This window comes from Pseudomonas sp. NFXW11, from assembly GCF_049887815.1.
Taxonomy (GTDB): Bacteria; Pseudomonadota; Gammaproteobacteria; order Pseudomonadales; family Pseudomonadaceae; genus Aquipseudomonas.
Genome location: NZ_JAGEKI010000021.1, coordinates 58,394 through 74,965 on the forward strand (window position 1 = coordinate 58,394; position 16,572 = coordinate 74,965).

At 60.1% G+C, this 16,572-nt stretch carries 14 protein-coding genes; 6 read left to right on the forward strand and 8 right to left on the reverse strand.

The genetic code is table 11. The features are described from left to right. Positions 1 to 81: 81 nt before the first annotated feature. From J4P02_RS26185 to J4P02_RS26195, 3 genes are all read left to right on the forward strand, one after another. Complete coding sequence (locus tag J4P02_RS26185) at positions 82 to 1,830, forward strand: amidohydrolase (protein WP_426195806.1); 1,749 nt, start codon at positions 82 to 84, stop codon at positions 1,828 to 1,830. Then, complete coding sequence (locus J4P02_RS26190; protein ID WP_426195808.1) at positions 1,827 to 2,750, forward strand: CobW family GTP-binding protein; 924 nt, start codon at positions 1,827 to 1,829, stop codon at positions 2,748 to 2,750. The genes J4P02_RS26185 and J4P02_RS26190 overlap by 4 nt, the downstream gene beginning before the upstream one ends. A gap of 179 nt (positions 2,751 to 2,929) precedes the next feature. After that, positions 2,930 to 3,631, forward strand: a complete 702-nt coding sequence (locus J4P02_RS26195) for a hypothetical protein (RefSeq protein WP_426195810.1) — start codon at positions 2,930 to 2,932, stop codon at positions 3,629 to 3,631. Between the two features lie 78 nt (positions 3,632 to 3,709). On the opposite strand, the gene glyA is transcribed toward J4P02_RS26195, so the two are convergent. Next, positions 3,710 to 5,065, reverse strand: coding sequence for a serine hydroxymethyltransferase (glyA, locus tag J4P02_RS26200; RefSeq protein WP_426195812.1), 1,356 nt, complete (start codon positions 5,063 to 5,065; stop codon positions 3,710 to 3,712). A gap of 491 nt (positions 5,066 to 5,556) precedes the next feature. Here glyA and J4P02_RS26205 point away from each other — a divergent pair, with 491 nt between their 5' ends. Beyond that, on the forward strand, positions 5,557 to 6,159 hold the full coding sequence (locus tag J4P02_RS26205) for a helix-turn-helix transcriptional regulator (protein WP_426195814.1): 603 nt from the start codon (positions 5,557 to 5,559) through the stop codon (positions 6,157 to 6,159). Then, positions 6,146 to 7,015 carry a queuosine precursor transporter gene (locus J4P02_RS26210; protein ID WP_426195816.1) on the forward strand — a complete coding sequence of 290 codons (870 nt, stop codon included), beginning with the start codon at positions 6,146 to 6,148 and terminating at the stop codon, positions 7,013 to 7,015. The genes J4P02_RS26205 and J4P02_RS26210 overlap by 14 nt, the downstream gene beginning before the upstream one ends. Positions 7,016 to 7,129: 114 nt before the next feature. On the opposite strand, the gene cyoE is transcribed toward J4P02_RS26210, so the two are convergent. The 7 genes from cyoE to hmpA all read right to left on the reverse strand — a co-directional run bounded on the left by cyoE (position 7,130) and on the right by hmpA (position 14,815). After that, a complete protein-coding gene (cyoE, locus tag J4P02_RS26215) occupies positions 7,130 to 8,017 on the reverse strand; it encodes a heme o synthase (RefSeq protein ID WP_102880855.1) in 888 nt (295 codons plus the stop codon). A gap of 10 nt (positions 8,018 to 8,027) precedes the next feature. Then, positions 8,028 to 8,369 carry a cytochrome o ubiquinol oxidase subunit IV gene (gene cyoD, locus J4P02_RS26220; RefSeq protein ID WP_426195819.1) on the reverse strand — a complete coding sequence of 114 codons (342 nt, stop codon included), beginning with the start codon at positions 8,367 to 8,369 and terminating at the stop codon, positions 8,028 to 8,030. Continuing rightward, positions 8,370 to 8,996, reverse strand: coding sequence for a cytochrome o ubiquinol oxidase subunit III (locus J4P02_RS26225; RefSeq protein WP_025129487.1), 627 nt, complete (start codon positions 8,994 to 8,996; stop codon positions 8,370 to 8,372). Positions 8,997 to 8,999: 3 nt separating this feature from the next. After that, positions 9,000 to 11,018: a cytochrome o ubiquinol oxidase subunit I gene (gene cyoB, locus J4P02_RS26230; protein ID WP_426195821.1), complete on the reverse strand. Its 2,019-nt coding sequence runs from the start codon at positions 11,016 to 11,018 to the stop codon at positions 9,000 to 9,002. Between the two features lie 3 nt (positions 11,019 to 11,021). Continuing rightward, positions 11,022 to 11,966, reverse strand: coding sequence for a ubiquinol oxidase subunit II (gene cyoA, locus J4P02_RS26235; RefSeq protein ID WP_426195910.1), 945 nt, complete (start codon positions 11,964 to 11,966; stop codon positions 11,022 to 11,024). Between the two features lie 786 nt (positions 11,967 to 12,752). Then, entirely contained in the window at positions 12,753 to 13,262 is a 510-nt protein-coding gene (locus J4P02_RS26240) for a disulfide bond formation protein B (protein WP_426195823.1), read from the reverse strand. A 371-nt stretch (positions 13,263 to 13,633) separates the two neighbouring features. Further along, entirely contained in the window at positions 13,634 to 14,815 is a 1,182-nt protein-coding gene (hmpA, locus tag J4P02_RS26245; RefSeq protein ID WP_426195825.1) for an NO-inducible flavohemoprotein, read from the reverse strand. 156 nt (positions 14,816 to 14,971) lie between these two features. Here hmpA and norR point away from each other — a divergent pair, with 156 nt between their 5' ends. Then, on the forward strand, positions 14,972 to 16,528 hold the full coding sequence (norR, locus tag J4P02_RS26250; protein WP_426195827.1) for a nitric oxide reductase transcriptional regulator NorR: 1,557 nt from the start codon (positions 14,972 to 14,974) through the stop codon (positions 16,526 to 16,528). The last annotated feature ends 44 nt before the right edge of the window (positions 16,529 to 16,572 follow it).

Below are 16,572 nucleotides of genomic sequence, written 5' to 3' on the forward strand. Positions count from 1 at the left end.
CATAACAACACCTTTGCAACTGAGCTTGTCGCCCATTTTCCGCCCACCTTTGTAGGGCCCCCTGCTTGAGAGGTTGACCCCGTGACCGCTTCCGACCAATTCAACTCCACCCATAGCGCCGTCGACCAATATGCCGAATTGGTGCTGCACAACGGCCGGATGTACACCCTCGATCCGGCCCAGCCCTGGGCCGAGGCCGTGGCCATCCGCCAGGGCAAGCTGATTGCGGTGGGCAGCCTGGCGTCCCTGGCGTCGCTGATCGGGCCCAACACCCACCAGCAGGATCTGCACGGCGCCTTCTGCATGCCCGGCCTGCACGACATGCACACCCACCCCGACCTCGCCCTGGCACCGCGCTACGCCGACGACCTGGACGTGGGCATCGAAGACCCGACCCCGGAGCAACTGGCGGCGGCGATCCACGCCTACGCCGATAGCCACCCGGGTGACGGCTGGATCTACGGCCAGTACTGGGTGCGCTACACCTTTCGCGAGGCCGGCCTGACTCCGGGTCGCAAGTGGCTCGACAGCGTCATGCCGGACCGCCCGGTGGCCCTGCTGGACCGCATGTGGGGCACCATGATGGTCAACTCCAAAGCCCTGGAACTGGCCGGTATCGACCGCCACACCAGCGACCCGCGCAACGGCTACCTGGAACGCGACGAGCTCAGCGGCGAGCCCAACGGCCTGCTGATCGACGGTGCCTATGCCCTGATCCACGCGGCCATGCCACCGACTCCGGTCTCGGTACTGCGCCGCGCCTATCGCGATGGCGTGCATTTCCAGACCTCTCGCGGGGTCACCGCCACCAAGTACGTGCATGTCTGCGAGAACCGCTTGCAGGCGCTGAAGGAACTGGACGATGCCGGCGAACTGACCCTGCGGGTGGAAGCCGCCATCAGCTGGCAGGACGATATCTTCCCGGTGCGCCGGCGCTGGGAACTGCTCAGCGGCGAGCGGCATTTCTATCGCAGCGCCCGGCTGAGCGCCAACGCGGTGAAGTTCCACTTCGACGGTACCGTGGAGCCCAAGTCGTCCTACCTGCTGACCCCCTGGCCGCAAGAGTCGAGCTGGCGCGGCAAGCTCAACCTGACCCCGGAACACATCACCGACATGGTGGTGGACATGGACAAGCGCGGCCTGCGAGTGATCGCCCATTGCACCGGCGACGGCGCTTCCGACGTGTTCCTCGATGCCGTGGCCGAAGCCCGGCGGCGCAACGGCAACAGCGGCATCCGCCATCAGTGCGCCCACAGCACCCTGCTGCACCCGGGCAACCTCAAGCGTTTCCAGAGCCTGGACGTGATTGCCGAGTTCTCCCCCGCCGCCTGGTACCCCACGCCGTTCGCCAGCGGCGCGCGTTCGGGCTACGGCCAGGAACGCCTCAAGCGCATCTATGACTTCAAGGGCGTGCTGGCGGCCGGCGGTATCGCGGTGTTCGGCACCGACTGGCCGGTGGCATCCATCGACCCCTGGCTGGCCCTGGAGACCATGGTCACCCGGCAGAACCCGTGGAACGAAGAGCCCGACACCTTTGGCGACCCCATCAGCCTGGAGCAGGCGTTGCAGGTAGCGACCCTCAACGGCGCCCACGCCATGGGCCTGGAACACCTGACCGGCAGCCTGCAGGTGGGCAAGTCGGCGGACCTGATCGTGCTCGACCGCGACCTCTTCGCCCAAGACGCGCGCAACTACATCCATCACACCCAGGTGCAGCTGACTTTCGTCGAGGGGCAACTGGTCTACGACCGCCAGGGCCGCTTCAGCGACACCCCACTGCAAGCGGTGTGGGAAGGTTTGCCACCGGTGATCGAGGGCCAGCAGCCATGAGCAAGGTGCCGAGCATCCCGGTTACCGTGGTCGCGGGCTTTCTCGGCGCCGGCAAGACCACCCTGCTCAACCGCCTGGTGCAGGGCGCCGACCGGGGTCGGCTGGCGGTGATAGTCAACGATTTCGGCGAATTGAATATCGATGCGGCGATCATCGCCGAGGTCACCGACGCGGTGTACAGCCTGCAGAACGGCTGCATCTGCTGCACCGTTCAGGAGGATCTGCTCGGGCAGTTGGTGAGCCTGTCCAAGCTGCGTCCGACCCTGGAACGCATCGTGATCGAATGCAGCGGCGTCTCCGATCCACAGCGCATCGTGCAGACCATCGGCTACCCGCAACTGCGCGAGCGCCTGCACCTGGATGCGGTGATCACCCTGGTGGACGCCAGCGGCTACCAGGCCCTGGAAGGGGAAATGGCCCGGCTGTCCCGAGCCCAGGTGGCCTGCGCCGATTGGGTGCTGCTGAACAAGGTCGACCTGGTGGACGCCGAGCAATTGCAGAGCATCCGCGCCAGCCTCGGTGGCCGCGCCCCGGTGTTCGACACGGTGCAGGCCGAACTGCCGCCTGAGTTGCTGCTGGCACCGCCGGTACGCTCCACCGAGGTGCTGTTCAAGGCCCTGCCCCAGGCCCACGACCAGCTGTTCGAAAGCTGGGTATGGAAAAGCTCGCGACCGCTGCAACCCAAGGCCCTGCGCGACTGGCTGGCGCAGCTGCCCGCCGACCTGTTGCGGCTCAAGGGCCTGGTACGCCTGGAGGGCAACGAACAGCCTTACTGGTTGCAGCATGTGGGCAAGCGCAGCCAGTTCACCCTGGCCACGGGACAAAACACCGAACATGCTGCGCAGCTGGTGTTCATTGCTCGCCGCGGCAGTGATCTGCGCGAGGAACTGGAAGAAGGCATCCGCGAAACCCAAGCGTGATAGGCACCCGCGGCAAGCGGCAAGTTGTCAGCGGCAAGCCTGTCGCTGGTCGCTGGCCGGTTGCCGCTCGGTGGGTTGGTTCGTGACAATCGCCCTGCACTTCAATAAATTATGCGCCCGCCGAAAATCCCCCGGGTTTTTCGCGCCTCGAATCTGTTAAACCAAGTAGTGGATGTTCAATGCCTGATTCCAACACCGAAGAATCCGTAGTCGCCCTGCCCAGCAAGGCCGAATACGAAAACGCCATGCATCTTTCCCAGCACGTGTCCCAGGCCAAGACCATCAGCGAGATGGTGCTCGACGCGTTCCAGAGTTCGAAAGAAAGCGAGCAGATTCGCGAGCTGCGCGCAGCGATTCGCCAGGCCCACGACCGCTTCGACGACGACACCGCCTATGAACTCATGGGCCAGCTCAAGCAGCTCAAGGACACCGAGGCCGCAGACCTGGCCGCCCTGGAAGACCTGAGCCAGAAATTCCCCATCAGCCGGATTCTCTCCAGCTACAAGAACGACCCGGACTTCCAGGAACTGGTCTACGGCCTGGCCCTGAAGGTGCTGAACCAGACCCACCAGGCCATCAGCAACCCTGGCGGCGGCAAGAGCAAGGCACGCCCGAAGAAGGAAATGGAAGTGTTCGCCATCAGCAAGGACGGCATCAGCGTCAGCCTGCCGATGCGCCCGCGCTCCAAGGCTAATGCCGACCGTGAAGCCTTCGAATTCCTCGGCTTCAGCTTTGTCGGCGAAGGCGATGAGGCCGAGCTGGAAAGCGAGGTCTTTGTCGATAACAACGGCACCGAGCAACCGGCAACCCGCAAGAATATCGTCACCGCGATCCAGCAGCAGACCGCGTTCGACGGCTACATCGCGCAACAACAGCTGTAACTCCCCCCCTGCTGCAGCGAGCCTGCTGGCGAAGGCTGATCCATGCCTTCGCCGGCAAGCCGGCTGCTCTCAAGCCCCTCAGTTGCTGCGGTAATCGGCAATCGGATACATCGCGCACAACGCCTCGACCTGAAACCGGAACTGCTCCTGCAGCGCGAGTTCCAGGTGGTACTTCTGCTCGCTCAAGGGCTGCACCTGGTCGAGTATCCGGCACACCAGATCCACCACTTCGGCACAGCCCTGGGCATCGATGTAGCGTTGGGCAATGGAACCGGTGCCGAGACACAAGCCGTTGGCGACAAAGGAGGAGCGGGTTTCGCCCGTTGCGCGCTTCTTGTCGACAATGATGCCGCAACGTTCCAGGGCCGATGCGGCGATGGAGCCGGTCATCCCGGCAGGCAAGCGCAGCAGGATACTGTGGTTCTCCGTGCCCCCGCCCATCACTTGGTAACCCCGTGCCATAAAGGTGTCGGCCATGGCGTCGGCGGTGCTGCGAATTCGCCCCATGTAGGCATCGAAATCCGCCGACATGGCGTAACCCAGCGCCGCAGCCTTGGCGGCGATCATATTCACCGCAGGCGCTCCCTGCATCTTGGGGAACACCGCCTGTTCCAGGACTCGACTGAAGGTCGCCCGCAGGCCCGGCACCTTGGTCTCGGCATCACGCCCGGAGAGGATCAGCCCGCCACGAGGTCCCGCAAGCTGCTTGTGGGTGCAGGCAGTGGTGACATGCGCCACGTCGATCGGACTCGGATGCCGCCCGGTGGCGACCAGCCCGGCGATATAGGAAATATCCGCCAGCAGAATGGCCCCGGCCTCATCGGCAATGGCCCGGAAACGCTGGAAATCCACCACCCGGGAATAGGCCGTGGCGCCGCAGATAATGATGCGCGGACGATGAGCCAGCGCCAATTGGCGAACCTCGGCGTAATCGATCTCACCCTGGGCGGTGGTGCCGTAGCGAATCGCCTTGTAATTGGCGCCGGTGAATGCCACCGGGCTGCCGTGGGTCAGGTGCCCGCCATGATCCAGGGCCATGCCGAGAAGGGTGTCCCCGGGTTCGAGCAAGGCGCCAAGCACCTGATAGTTGGCGATCGAGGCAGAGTGCGACTGCACGCTGGCATACTGCGCCCCGAACAGCTCTCGAGCCCTGCGAATCGCCAGGGACTCGACTCGATCGACGTTCTCGCAACCCACATGATGGCGCTTGCCCGGTGTGCCTTCTGCCGTTACGTTGACCAGCGCCGAGGCCGAGGCCGCGAGGATCCGCGGGTTGGCCGCGCAGGAAGATGAAACCAGGGAGAGCGTGCGGTGCTGGCGCGTGACTTCGGCGTCCAGAATGCTTGCCAATTCGGCATCTTGCGCTCGCAGATCGGCCAAGCCTCTTCGCAGCAGGTCGGCCTGGTTCCTGAGTGGTTCAGTATGAGCAGCCATTTGGGGGTGTTCCTTCCGTGTGAACCGCGTGCCACGAACGACTGCACGCATCCTGGGTTTATCGTTCGCGAATGGCTAATTAATCAAAAAATTAAACATTTTCCAAATAAAATGCTTCTTTTCTGAATTGGAAGGGGGGACAGTAGACTTATCTTACTGCTGGATATTCGCCAATCAGGGGGATAACACCGAGCATTTCGAGGCTTTATTGTCATGGCTGGGGCATGCAACACTTACGCCCCGCGGCGCCCGCAAAGGCCTTTGTAGAGTATTTCGGACGTGCAAGATACCGACAGCGAAATATCCCGGAATGGATAAAAGCTGACGGAACCAGCACCGACCAATAGCTCGAGGCGACGAAAATACCCGACTTTTCGCTGCGATGATCTGACTGATTCCGTCTCTGGCGCCAAGCAATAGAATGTCATGCACGGCACGCACTCGATAAAGCTTACGAGGCGTGACGACTATAAGGAAATGGTGGGCATGTGATGCACAAGAGAGAAAGAACAGAACATTTAAAGAGCAATATCAAATACCTGATAAAGAGTCGCGGTGAAACTCAACTGTCTTTGTGCAACGCCAGCGGCCTGACCAGAACCACCATCTACAACATTCTGGAAGGCAAGGTCAGCAACGTACAACAGTCCACCATCCGCAAGATTTCCGACTTCTTCGGCGTCTCCTACGAAGAAATAGAGACCGTCGATTTTGAAGAAAAGGAGATCATCGACAGCAGCATTTCCCCTCAAGGCAACATGAACCCGGCGGCGGTTCCTATCATCAAGGAATCCCTGCTGATGGCCAATCTCGACAAACGTATTGGCGAGTTGGCGACACTTCATCCTCTGACCTACTACTTCGGCACATCCTACAACTTGATTGCAGTGCTGCTGGAAAACGCAATCGAAGGCTGGCATGAACCCGGCGATCTGTTGATCGTGCAGAAAGGCATATCGACTGACGACAAAGAGAAACTGCTTTACGACAGGCTGACCAAACGGCTGGTGATCATGAATGGCGCTTGCTCCGACTCAGATCGAATGTCTGTAGTAGGCGACATCATCGAGGAGCGGTTCAATGACAGCGTATGAAGCTGAAGTCGAAAACAGCAAATACAAATTATTGGGCTTTGATAACAGCAAGGGCTTGGCCGTGATCATGATCATCGCTACCGGCAAGGTCATCAGAATCAAACTGAGTGAAGTACTTAACAGCGAAATCATCGACAACCTGAACAAGAGCGAAATCAAGAACATCTATAAGAAGCTTTATTCTCAAGGAGCGACTACCACAGCCTACGAGCTGAATGATCGTCACGAGAAATCCTGGATGGTCTATACCTGCCTGAGCCTGCTGCTCCTTACCTTCTATATTTTCACCAGCATTGCCGCGACCAAGCCAATCTACCTGGAGTCGCTGGGCATCATCGTCACACCAGGGACCTTCCTCTACTCCCTGACCTTCCTGATCGTCGACCTGCTGAATGAAAACTTTGGGCTGAGGCTTGCAAGAAGAGCCATCTTCTTCGCCTTTGCCAGCACGGCCATCATTATCATCTTGCTCTATGGATCGACCTTTCTGCCCGGTCTGCCAGGCTGGAAACTCGACACCCCTTACAACCAGGTCATCATCAACGTGTCCTCGGTGCTGGTAGCCTCCTCGGTGTCCTTCCTGGTGTCCGAAAACATCAACTCCTACCTGTTGTGCAAGATAAAAGAGCTGACCAATTCGAGGTACCTGTTCCTGCGAATATTCTTGAGTACCTTCTTCGCCGTGATCATCGACAGCTTCGTGTTCTGCTACATCGCGTTCTACGGGCTGATGTTAAACAGCGAAATACTCAGCATGATTTATGTGCAGATTGCGATCAAAGTGTTCCTGGCACTGTTCAATATCCTGCCGGCCTATGGCGCCAGGTCATTGTTCAAGAAATACATAACCGCCTGATCGGCAGCGCATGCCGTGCCCTGCAGAACCATGCACGTGCACAGTGATGACAAAGAGCCAATAAAAAGCCCCGCACTTCTCTCGAAGGCGGGGCTTTTCTGTGGCCTGGACGGCTTAGTGCGCGTAGGTCAGCAACAGCTCGGTCGGGGCCTTGAAATCCACCGACATCATCACGCTCAGCGCGGTGATGGTGAAGATCGAGAACACGAACAGCTTGCGCGCCCACACGGTGTCATCCACTGCCTTGTAGCCGGTCCAGGCCATGTACAGCCAGTACATGCCCATCGCCGCCGCTACCGCCAGGTAGCTCATGCCGGCGTAACCGCTGAAGGTCAGCATCAGGGTCGCTACCAGAAATGCCAGGATGTAGAGCAGGATGTGCTTCTTGGCCACGCGAATACCACGCTTTACCGGCAGCACCGGAATCGATGCGGCCAGGTAATCGTTGAAGCGGAAGATCGCGATGGCGTAGGAATGCGGCATCTGCCACAGGCTGAACATCACCAGCAGGGTCAGCGCGGCCATGTCGAAGCTGTTGCTGACCGCGACATAGCCGATCACTGGCGGCATTGCACCCGACAGACTGCCCACCAGCGTGCCGTGAACCGACTTGCGCTTGAGGTACAGGCTGTAGAGGCCGACGTAGATGACAAAGCCGATTACCGCGAACAACGCGGCCAACGGGTTGGCCACGTAGTACAGCAGGGCGACGCCGGCGACACCGAGGAGGGAGGCGTAGACCAGTGCCGCTTCCAGGGAGATCAGGCCCTGGACCAGCACGCGGTTCTTGGTGCGCTCCATCTTCAGGTCGATGTCACGGTCGATGCAGTTGTTGAACACGCAACCGGACGCTACCACCAGCGAGGTGCCGATCATGGCGGCCAGGAAGATGGCCAGATCGACATGCCCTTTCGAGGCCAGGAAGAACCCGCCTGCCACAGAAAGCACGTTACCGAAAATGATCCCCGGTTTGGTGATTTGGATAAAGTGCTTGAGCGACATCGGGTTTACCTCACTTCGCCATCATGACGGTGTGAATGCTGAACATGATCCACAGCGACAGACCAACCAGCAGAACAATGACCAACGCGGCGAAGATGAATGCCACCACGTTGTTGCGCTGAGCTTCGGAACGGTCCAGATGGAGGAAGTACACCAGGTGAACGATCACCTGGATCACCGCGAACGCCAGGACGATCCATAGGGTCACGTCTTTGGGCAGCGATGGGTACATCACCAGGCCGAACGGAATCAGCGTCAGGATCACCGACAGGATGAAGCCGATGGCGTAGGACTTGACGCTGCCGTGACCGGCTTCGTCGTGGCCATTGTGGGAGTGCGATGCGTTAGCCATTTACATAGTCCCCATCAGGTAGACAACGGTGAATACGCAGATCCACACCACGTCCAGGAAGTGCCAGAACAGGCTCAGGCAGCTCAGACGGGTCTTGTTGGTCGCCGTCAGGCCGTTTTTCTGCACCTGATACATCATGATCGCCATCCAGATCAGACCGCTGGTCACGTGCAGACCGTGGGTACCGACCAGGGTGAAGAACCCGGACAGGAAGCCGGAACGGCTAGGGCCGTAGCCCTCGGAGATCAGCAGGTGGAACTCGTTGATCTCCATGCCGATAAAGCCCAGGCCGAACAGGAAGGTCATGCCCAGCCAGCCCAGCACCTGCTTCTTGTTGCCCCGGAAGAACGCCAGCATGGCGAAGCCGTAGGTGATCGAACTGAACAGCAGCAGAGCGGTTTCGCCCAGTACGTATGGCAGTTCGAAGATGTCGTGGCCCGATGGGCCACCCGCTACGTTGTTCACCAGTACCGCGTATACCGCGAAGATCGACGCAAACAGAATGCAGTCGGTCATCAGGTAGAGCCAGAAACCGAATACGGTCATCTCGCCCGAGTCGTGGTGATGGTCATCGTGCCCATGGTCATCGACATGGGCGTGTCCAGCATTGGTCACTAAGTTCGACATGGATTAAGCCTGTTCCAACGAGGTTTCAACACGGGTAGCCGGGATCTTGTTCTCCGATACCAGACGCTTGTGCTGCTCGGCTTCGATGCGTTCGATCGTCTCGACCGGCACCATGTAGCCTTGATCATCACGGGCAGCGTGGATCGCGAAATAGATCACGGTGCCGGCCAGGCTTGCGATGGCCAGCCACCAGATGTGCCAGATCATGGCGAAACCGAACACGGTCAGCAGAGCCCCCATGACCACACCGGTAGCGGTGTTGTTGGGCATGTGGATCGGCTGGTAGCGGCCTGGCTGCGCGTAGGCGGTACCGTTTTCCTTGGCTTCGGTGAACGGATCGATGCCTTCGGCTTTCGGCAGCACGGCGAAGTTGTAGAACGGTGGTGGCGACGAGGTCGACCATTCCAGGGTGTGGGCGTTCCAAGGGTCGCCGGACACACACATGTTCTGCTTGCGATCACGCACGCTGACATACAGCTGGATCAGCTGGCAGGCGATACCCACGGCGATCATCAGCGCACCCACCATGGCCACGTACAGGTACGGCACCCACTCAGGGTTGGTGGTGGCGTTCAGACGACGGGTCATGCCCATGAAGCCCAGTGCATAGAGCGGCATGAAGGCGACGAAGAAGCCCGAGATCCAGAACCAGAACGCAGCCTTGCCCCAACCTTCATGCAGCTTGAAGCCGAAGGCTTTCGGGAAGTAGAAGCTGAAGCCGGCGATGTAGCCGAATACCGCGCCGCCGATGATCACGTTATGGAAGTGCGCGATCACGAACAGGCTGTTGTGCAGCACGAAGTCGGCACCCGGGATGGCCAGCAGTACGCCGGTCATGCCGCCGATGGCGAAGGTGACCATGAAGCCCAGGGTCCACAGTACCTGGCTGGTGATGCGCAGGCGGCCGTGGTAGATGGTGAACAGCCAGTTGAATAGCTTCACCCCCGTCGGAATCGAGATCAGCATAGTCGCCAGGCCGAAGAAGGCGTTGACGCTGGCACCCGAACCCATGGTGAAGAAGTGGTGCAGCCAGACCATGAAGCCCAGGATCGAGATCGCGCCGGAAGCGTAGATCATCGAGTGGTGGCCGAACAGGCGCTTGCCGGAGAAGGTCGAGATCACTTCGGAGAAGATACCGAACGCCGGCAGGATCAGGATGTACACCTCGGGGTGACCCCAGGCCCAGAACAGGTTCACGTACATCATCGGATTGCCACCAAGTTCATTGGTGAAAATGTGGAAATCCATGTAACGGTCAAGCGTCAGCAGTGCCAGGGTAGCGGTGAGGATCGGGAACGAAGCCACGATCAGCACGTTGGCCCAGGTGCAGGTCCAGGTGAAGATCGGCATGTCCATCATCTTCATGCCCGGGGTACGCATTTTCAGCACGGTGGCGAGGAAGTTGACCCCCGTCAGCGTTGTCCCTAGACCCGATAGCTGGAGCGCCCAGATGTAGTAGTCCACACCCACGCCCGGGCTGTATTGCAGGCCCGACAGCGGCGGATAGGCAACCCAGCCGGTCTTGGCGAATTCGCCAACGCCCAGGGACAGGTTGATCAGCACCACGCCGGAAACCAGCAGCCAGAAGCTCAGGGAGTTGAGGAACGGGTAGGCCACGTCACGCGCGCCGATCTGCAGCGGCACGACAAGGTTCATCAGGCCGGTGAAGAATGGCATCGCCATGAAGATGATCATGATCACACCGTGAGCGGTGAAGATCTGGTCATAGTGTTCAGGTGGCAGGTAGCCAGGCGAACCCTCGGTGGCCATGGCCAGCTGGGTACGCATCATGATGGCGTCGGCAAAGCCGCGCAGCAGCATGACCATGGCGACGATGATGTACATCACGCCAATTTTCTTGTGGTCGACCGAGGTCAGCCACTCGGTCCACAGGTAGGTCCACTTCTTGAAGTAGGTGATTGCCGCGAACAGCGCCACGCCACCGAGCGCGATCATGGCAATGGTCACCATGACAATCGGCTCGTGGAACGGAATCGCTTCCAGACTTAATTTACCAAACATCGTTTACTCCTCTGCCCCGGCAGCTGAATGCGAACTCACGTCCATCCCTTGCGTTGCAGCCACTTCCTTTTCTTTCTTCTCGTGCTTGAGCGGCGCACCCGGTTTCATGCCTTCGTACTTGTCGACGATGGTCTGGAACAGGTTCGGCGCGTAAGTGGAGTAGAGCTCTACAGGATTGTTCTGACTTGGCTTGGAAAGGGCTTCGTATTCAGCGGTGTCCAGCTGTTTAGGTGCCTTCTTGACTTCGTTGACCCAGGCGTCGAAATCTTCCTGACTGGTAGCGGTCGCCTTGAATTTCATGCCGGTAAAGCCCGCGCCGCTGTAGTTGGCGGAGATACCTTCAAGTTCGGTGTTCTGGTTGGCGATCAAGTGCAGCTTGGTGGTCATGCCCGCCATCGCGTAGATCTGGCCGCCCAGGCCCGGGATGAAGAACGAGTTCATCACGGTATCGGAGGTCACGCGGAAACTCACCGGGGTATGGGCCGGGAAGACGATCTTGTTGACGGTGGCGATCCCTTGGTCGGGATAGATGAACAGCCACTTCCAGTCCATGGCCACCACTTCGATGGTCACTGGCTTGACGTCGGAATCCAGCGGACGGTACGGGTCCAGGGCGTGGGTCGACTTGTAGGTGACATAACCCAGGGCAATGATGATCAGCACCGGAACCAGCCACACCGCGATCTCGATCTTGGTGGAGTGGGACCACTTCGGCGCGTAGGTCGCGTCCTTGTTGGAAGCGCGGTATTTCCAGGCAAACGCGAAGGTCATGATGATGACCGGCACTACCACCAGCAGCATCAGAATGGTTGCAGTGATGATCAGGTTGCGTTCATCCAGACCGACCTGACCCTTGGGATCGAGCAAGGTCCATTTGCAGCCTCCCAGCATCAACATGCCGAGCAGCGGCAATAAGCCTAGTAATCGGGGGTACCTGTTTTTACTCATCTCACGACCTCTAAAGCAGCTTGCGCAATGCAGTTGGGTTTTGATCGCCAACACTTCACCCTGCCAAGGGTTGGCATTTTTCTTCAATTGAATAAGGGCCTGCCCGTTGGGTGAAACGCTCAACGACACATCCCGGGCTAGCAGTGGTTCTTATTCGATCTCGTGGTCAAAGGCCTTGTTACAGACCAATTCCATTTGGTGCGGAAGTTAGGAAGGCGCCGACACCCGCAGTCGCATGGAGCGCTCTATCCGCCCCTCGACCGTCCTCTTGTGCTCAGGGATGAGCAGCGTCGGAAATTTCAGTGCGGGCGATTGTAGATATGTCGCGTTTTATAAACCATGTCTTATCCCGAAATAATTTTTATCGCCGGACGCAACAATCGTTCATGATTGCTGCATCGGGACGCAATCATATCGATTTACATTCTCAACAAAAAGCCCCGAAAAAGCCTCTTCCCAGAGCCTGTACATCAGGCTGTGAGCCGCCTTTCATATGGCTTTAACCCTTGTAAAACGGGGTCTGTGAAGAATTGTATAGATAGCAGGCTACGGTTTTTCGCCGGCCGGTTGGCATACACAAACTGACAGACTTCTATTGAACCAGTTGCTGCAAATGCAGTCTGTTACAGCCCGCCCGACGCCCTTCTGCGACCGCTCCAGTGTGACAACATGTCGCACTTTTACCGCACCTCGACTTGCTGCAAATCACGAACTTTTCAAACACCGAATGAACCCCATGAAAAAGCCCCGGCCCCCCATCGAGGGACCGGGGCTTTTGCGGGTGAATCAGTGGCTTTTCTTGCGATTGCGGGTGATGCCCAGGGGCACCAGGATCACCGTCAGCACAAACGCCAATAGCGCCCATTGCGCCAGGGACAGGCCGAGAATCGGCGGGTACGGCGTGGAGCAGAAGCCATCGACCTGGAAGCCCAGGGGGAAGATGCTGGCCAGTGGCAGGCTGTCGACAATCGGTTGCAACACATCGATGCCGCAGCTCACCGCCGGGTAGAACTGGGTGTACACATGATGCCCAGCCACTCCGGCGCCAGCGATGGCGCTGATCACCACCAGGGTTTCCATGATGGTAATGCTGCGCCGCGAACTCATGGCCGCGCCGATAAAGGCGAACAGCGCGATCAGCAGCAAGGCGTAGCGTTGCAGGATGCACAGCGGGCAAGGCGCCTCGCCCAACACCACCTGCATATACAGGGCACCACCGATCAGCGCCAGGCAGATCACGCCCAGCAGCACCAGGAAACGCCGTTCACGTCCTAAACGCAGTCTGTCGTCACTCATCCCTATTCCTTTTTTCTGTTGTCTATTCAAGCGACCCGCCTGTGCGACACGAGGATCGGGTGGCGGGTTGGTCTGATTGCCATCGGGGTGCCCGGGAGTCTACACGCTGAACATGACCTTTGAATGCATGGCATCGCCGGCAACAGCCAAGGTTGACGGGCCCGGGGAACGCACAATGAAAGGGCCGGGATGGCAGTGCCCTCCCGGCATCGTGGGGAATTAACGCCAGGCAGGTTAAGCAGGGATTAACGGCCGGCCCCATTGCAGGGCCGCCTTGCATAACCGTAGAAGCGGGCTTGCCCGCGAAAGCGCCAGTACAGTTTATTCGCCGGCAAGCCGGCTCCTGCAGGGCAGGAGCCGGCGAGAGCGAGTTACTCCAATGCCGCCGCCGGGCCGAAGAACTCGTAGCGGCTCTGCTGCTCGGGAATCCCCAGGGCTTTCAGGTGCCGCTTGATGGCCCCCATAAAACCCTTGGGCCCGAGGAAGTAGGCATCCAGGTCACGCTGTTCCGGCAGCCATTCGGCCAGTTGCTCGCGGGTCAGCAGGCCCAGCTTGTCGGCCACCGGGCTGACGCCGTCGTCCTCGGCATAGCAGTAGAAGCGCTTGAGCTGTGGATAACGCTGGGCCAGGCCATCGACCCAGTGCCGGAAGGCATGCACCTGGCCGTTGCGCGCGCAGTGGATAAAGTGCACCGGACGCTCAGTGGCCAGCGCCGCTTCAAGCATCGCCAGGGTCGGGGTGATGCCCACGCCACCGCTGATCAGCACCAGTGGCTTGTCGCTGGCCGCCAGGGTGAATTCCCCTGCAGGCGGGAACAGCATCAGGCTTGCGCCCACCGCGCACTGGTCGTGCAGGTAGTTGGACGCCACGCCGCCGGCCTCGCGCTTGACGCTGATGCGGTACTGTCCCTGGTTGGAAAGTGCCGACAACGAGTAGTTGCGACGGATTTCCTCACCCTCGACAAAAAGCTGCAGGCCGATGTACTGCCCCGGCTCGGCGGCGAGAATCGCCCCGCCATCCACCGGCTCGAAGTAGAAGGAGGTGATTTCCGCACTCTCCTCTACCTTCTGCACCAGCTTGAACTCGCGAGCCCCGCGCCAGCCGCCCGGTGCCAGGGCCTTCTCGTCGTAGATCGCGGCCTCGGCGCCGATCAGGATCTCCGCCAGCTGGTTATAGGCCGCGGCCCAGGCCGCGATCACTTGAGGGGTGGCAATCTCGCTGCCCAGCACTTCCTCGATGGCCCGCAGCAGGCAGGAGCCCACGATCGGGTAGTGCTCCGGCAGGATCTGCAGCGCCACGTGCTTGTTGATGATCTTGGCCACCAGGTCCCCCAGCTGGTCCAACTGGTCGATGTGCCGGGCATACATCAACACGCCGTTGGCCAGGGCTCGGGGCTGATCACCACTGGCCTGGTGCGCCTGGTTGAACAGCGGCCGCACCTCTGGGTACTCGGCGAGCATCATCCGGTAGAAATGGGTGATCAGGGCTTCGCCACCGCTTTCCAGCAGCGGCACAGTGGCTTTGATGATGTCGCGATCTTGAACGCTTAGCATAAGGACTACTCCTGGACTTTATGACTGCTTGCAGGTTGCCTTTGCCTAATCAGATTTCATGCCACAAATAAAATATATATAAATCAATAACTTAATAAATATATAGTCATAAAGACTCGCAAGTCTATATAGTCATCACGACTACATGGAGTCATTATGACCGCGAAATCCTTGCTCACCACCTTGCTGCCCCTGGTCACCGATCTGTCTCGCGAACTGCCCGAAGGCGAGCGCTACCGACGCCTGCTGGAAGCCCTGCGCGCCCTGCTGCCCTGTGACGCCGCGGCACTGTTGCGCCTGGATGGCGAATGGCTGGTGCCCCTGGCAGTCGACGGTTTGAGCACCGACACCCTGGGCCGACGCTTCAAGGTCAGTGAGCACCCGCGCTTCGCCGCGCTGCTGGCCAGCCCAGGGCCAACCCGCTTCGCCAGCGACAGCGAATTGCCCGATCCCTACGACGGCCTGGTGCAAGGCCTCGACGATCACCTGGAAGTCCACGATTGCATGGGCTGCCCGCTGTTCGTCGACGAACGCGCCTGGGGCCTGTTGACCCTCGACGCCCTCGACCCGCAGCGTTTCGAGCCCATCGAGCTGGATGCCCTGCAAGCCTTCGCCAGCCTGGCCGCGGCCACCGTCAGCGCCGCCGAGCGTATCGAGCGCCTGGCGCAGCGGGCGGAAAACGAGCACCAACGGGCCGAGGTCTATCGCCAGGCCAGCGGCCAAACCCGCGAGATGATCGGCCAAAGCAAGGCCCACAAGCATCTGCTGGAGGAAATCACCCTGGTGGGCAGCAGCGACCTGACGGTGCTGATCACCGGCGAAACCGGGGTCGGCAAAGAGCTGGTGGCCCAGGCCATTCACGCCGCCTCGGCGCGGGCCGAGCAGCCGCTGGTCAGCCTCAACTGCGCGGCCCTGCCCGACACCCTGGTGGAAAGCGAACTGTTCGGCCATGTGCGTGGTGCCTTCACCGGCGCCACCCAGGACCGCCGTGGCAAGTTCGAACTGGCCAATGGCGGCACGCTGTTTCTCGATGAAGTGGGCGAGCTGTCGCTGACCGTGCAGGCCAAGCTGCTGCGGGTGCTGCAAAGCGGCCAGTTGCAACGCCTGGGCTCGGACCAGGAACATCGGGTGGATGTACGCCTGATCGCCGCCACCAACCGCGACCTGGCCCAGGAAGTACGCCAGGGCCGCTATCGTGCCGATTTCTATCATCGCCTCAGCGTGTACCCACTGCGGGTACCGGCCCTGCGCGAGCGTGGCCGCGACGTGCTGCTGCTCAGCGGCTACTTCCTTGAGCAGAATCGCTCGCGCATGGGCCTGGGCAGCCTGCGCCTGAGTGCTGAGGCCCAGCAGGCATTGCTGGCCTACAACTGGCCGGGCAACGTACGCGAGCTGGAACACCTGATTGGCCGCAGCGCCCTCAAGGCCCTGGGCAACCGCGGCGAGCGTCCGAAGATCCTCAGCCTGGACGCCAGCGACCTGGACTTGCCACGGCTCAGCGAACACCCCGCCACACCCGCTGCCAGCCCCAGCGAAGCCCCTTCCGAGGCGCCGCTCACTGGCGATTTGCGCGAGGCCACCGAGCATTACCAACGCCAGTTGATCAATGCCTGCCTGGAACGCCATCAGCACAACTGGGCGGGTGCCGCCCGTGAGCTAGGCTTGGATCGAGCCAACCTCAGCCGCTTGGCCAAGCGCCTGGGTCTGCGCTGACAGGCCGCACCCCGGCCAGCGACGGAAAGGCTAAAGCCAGCCCT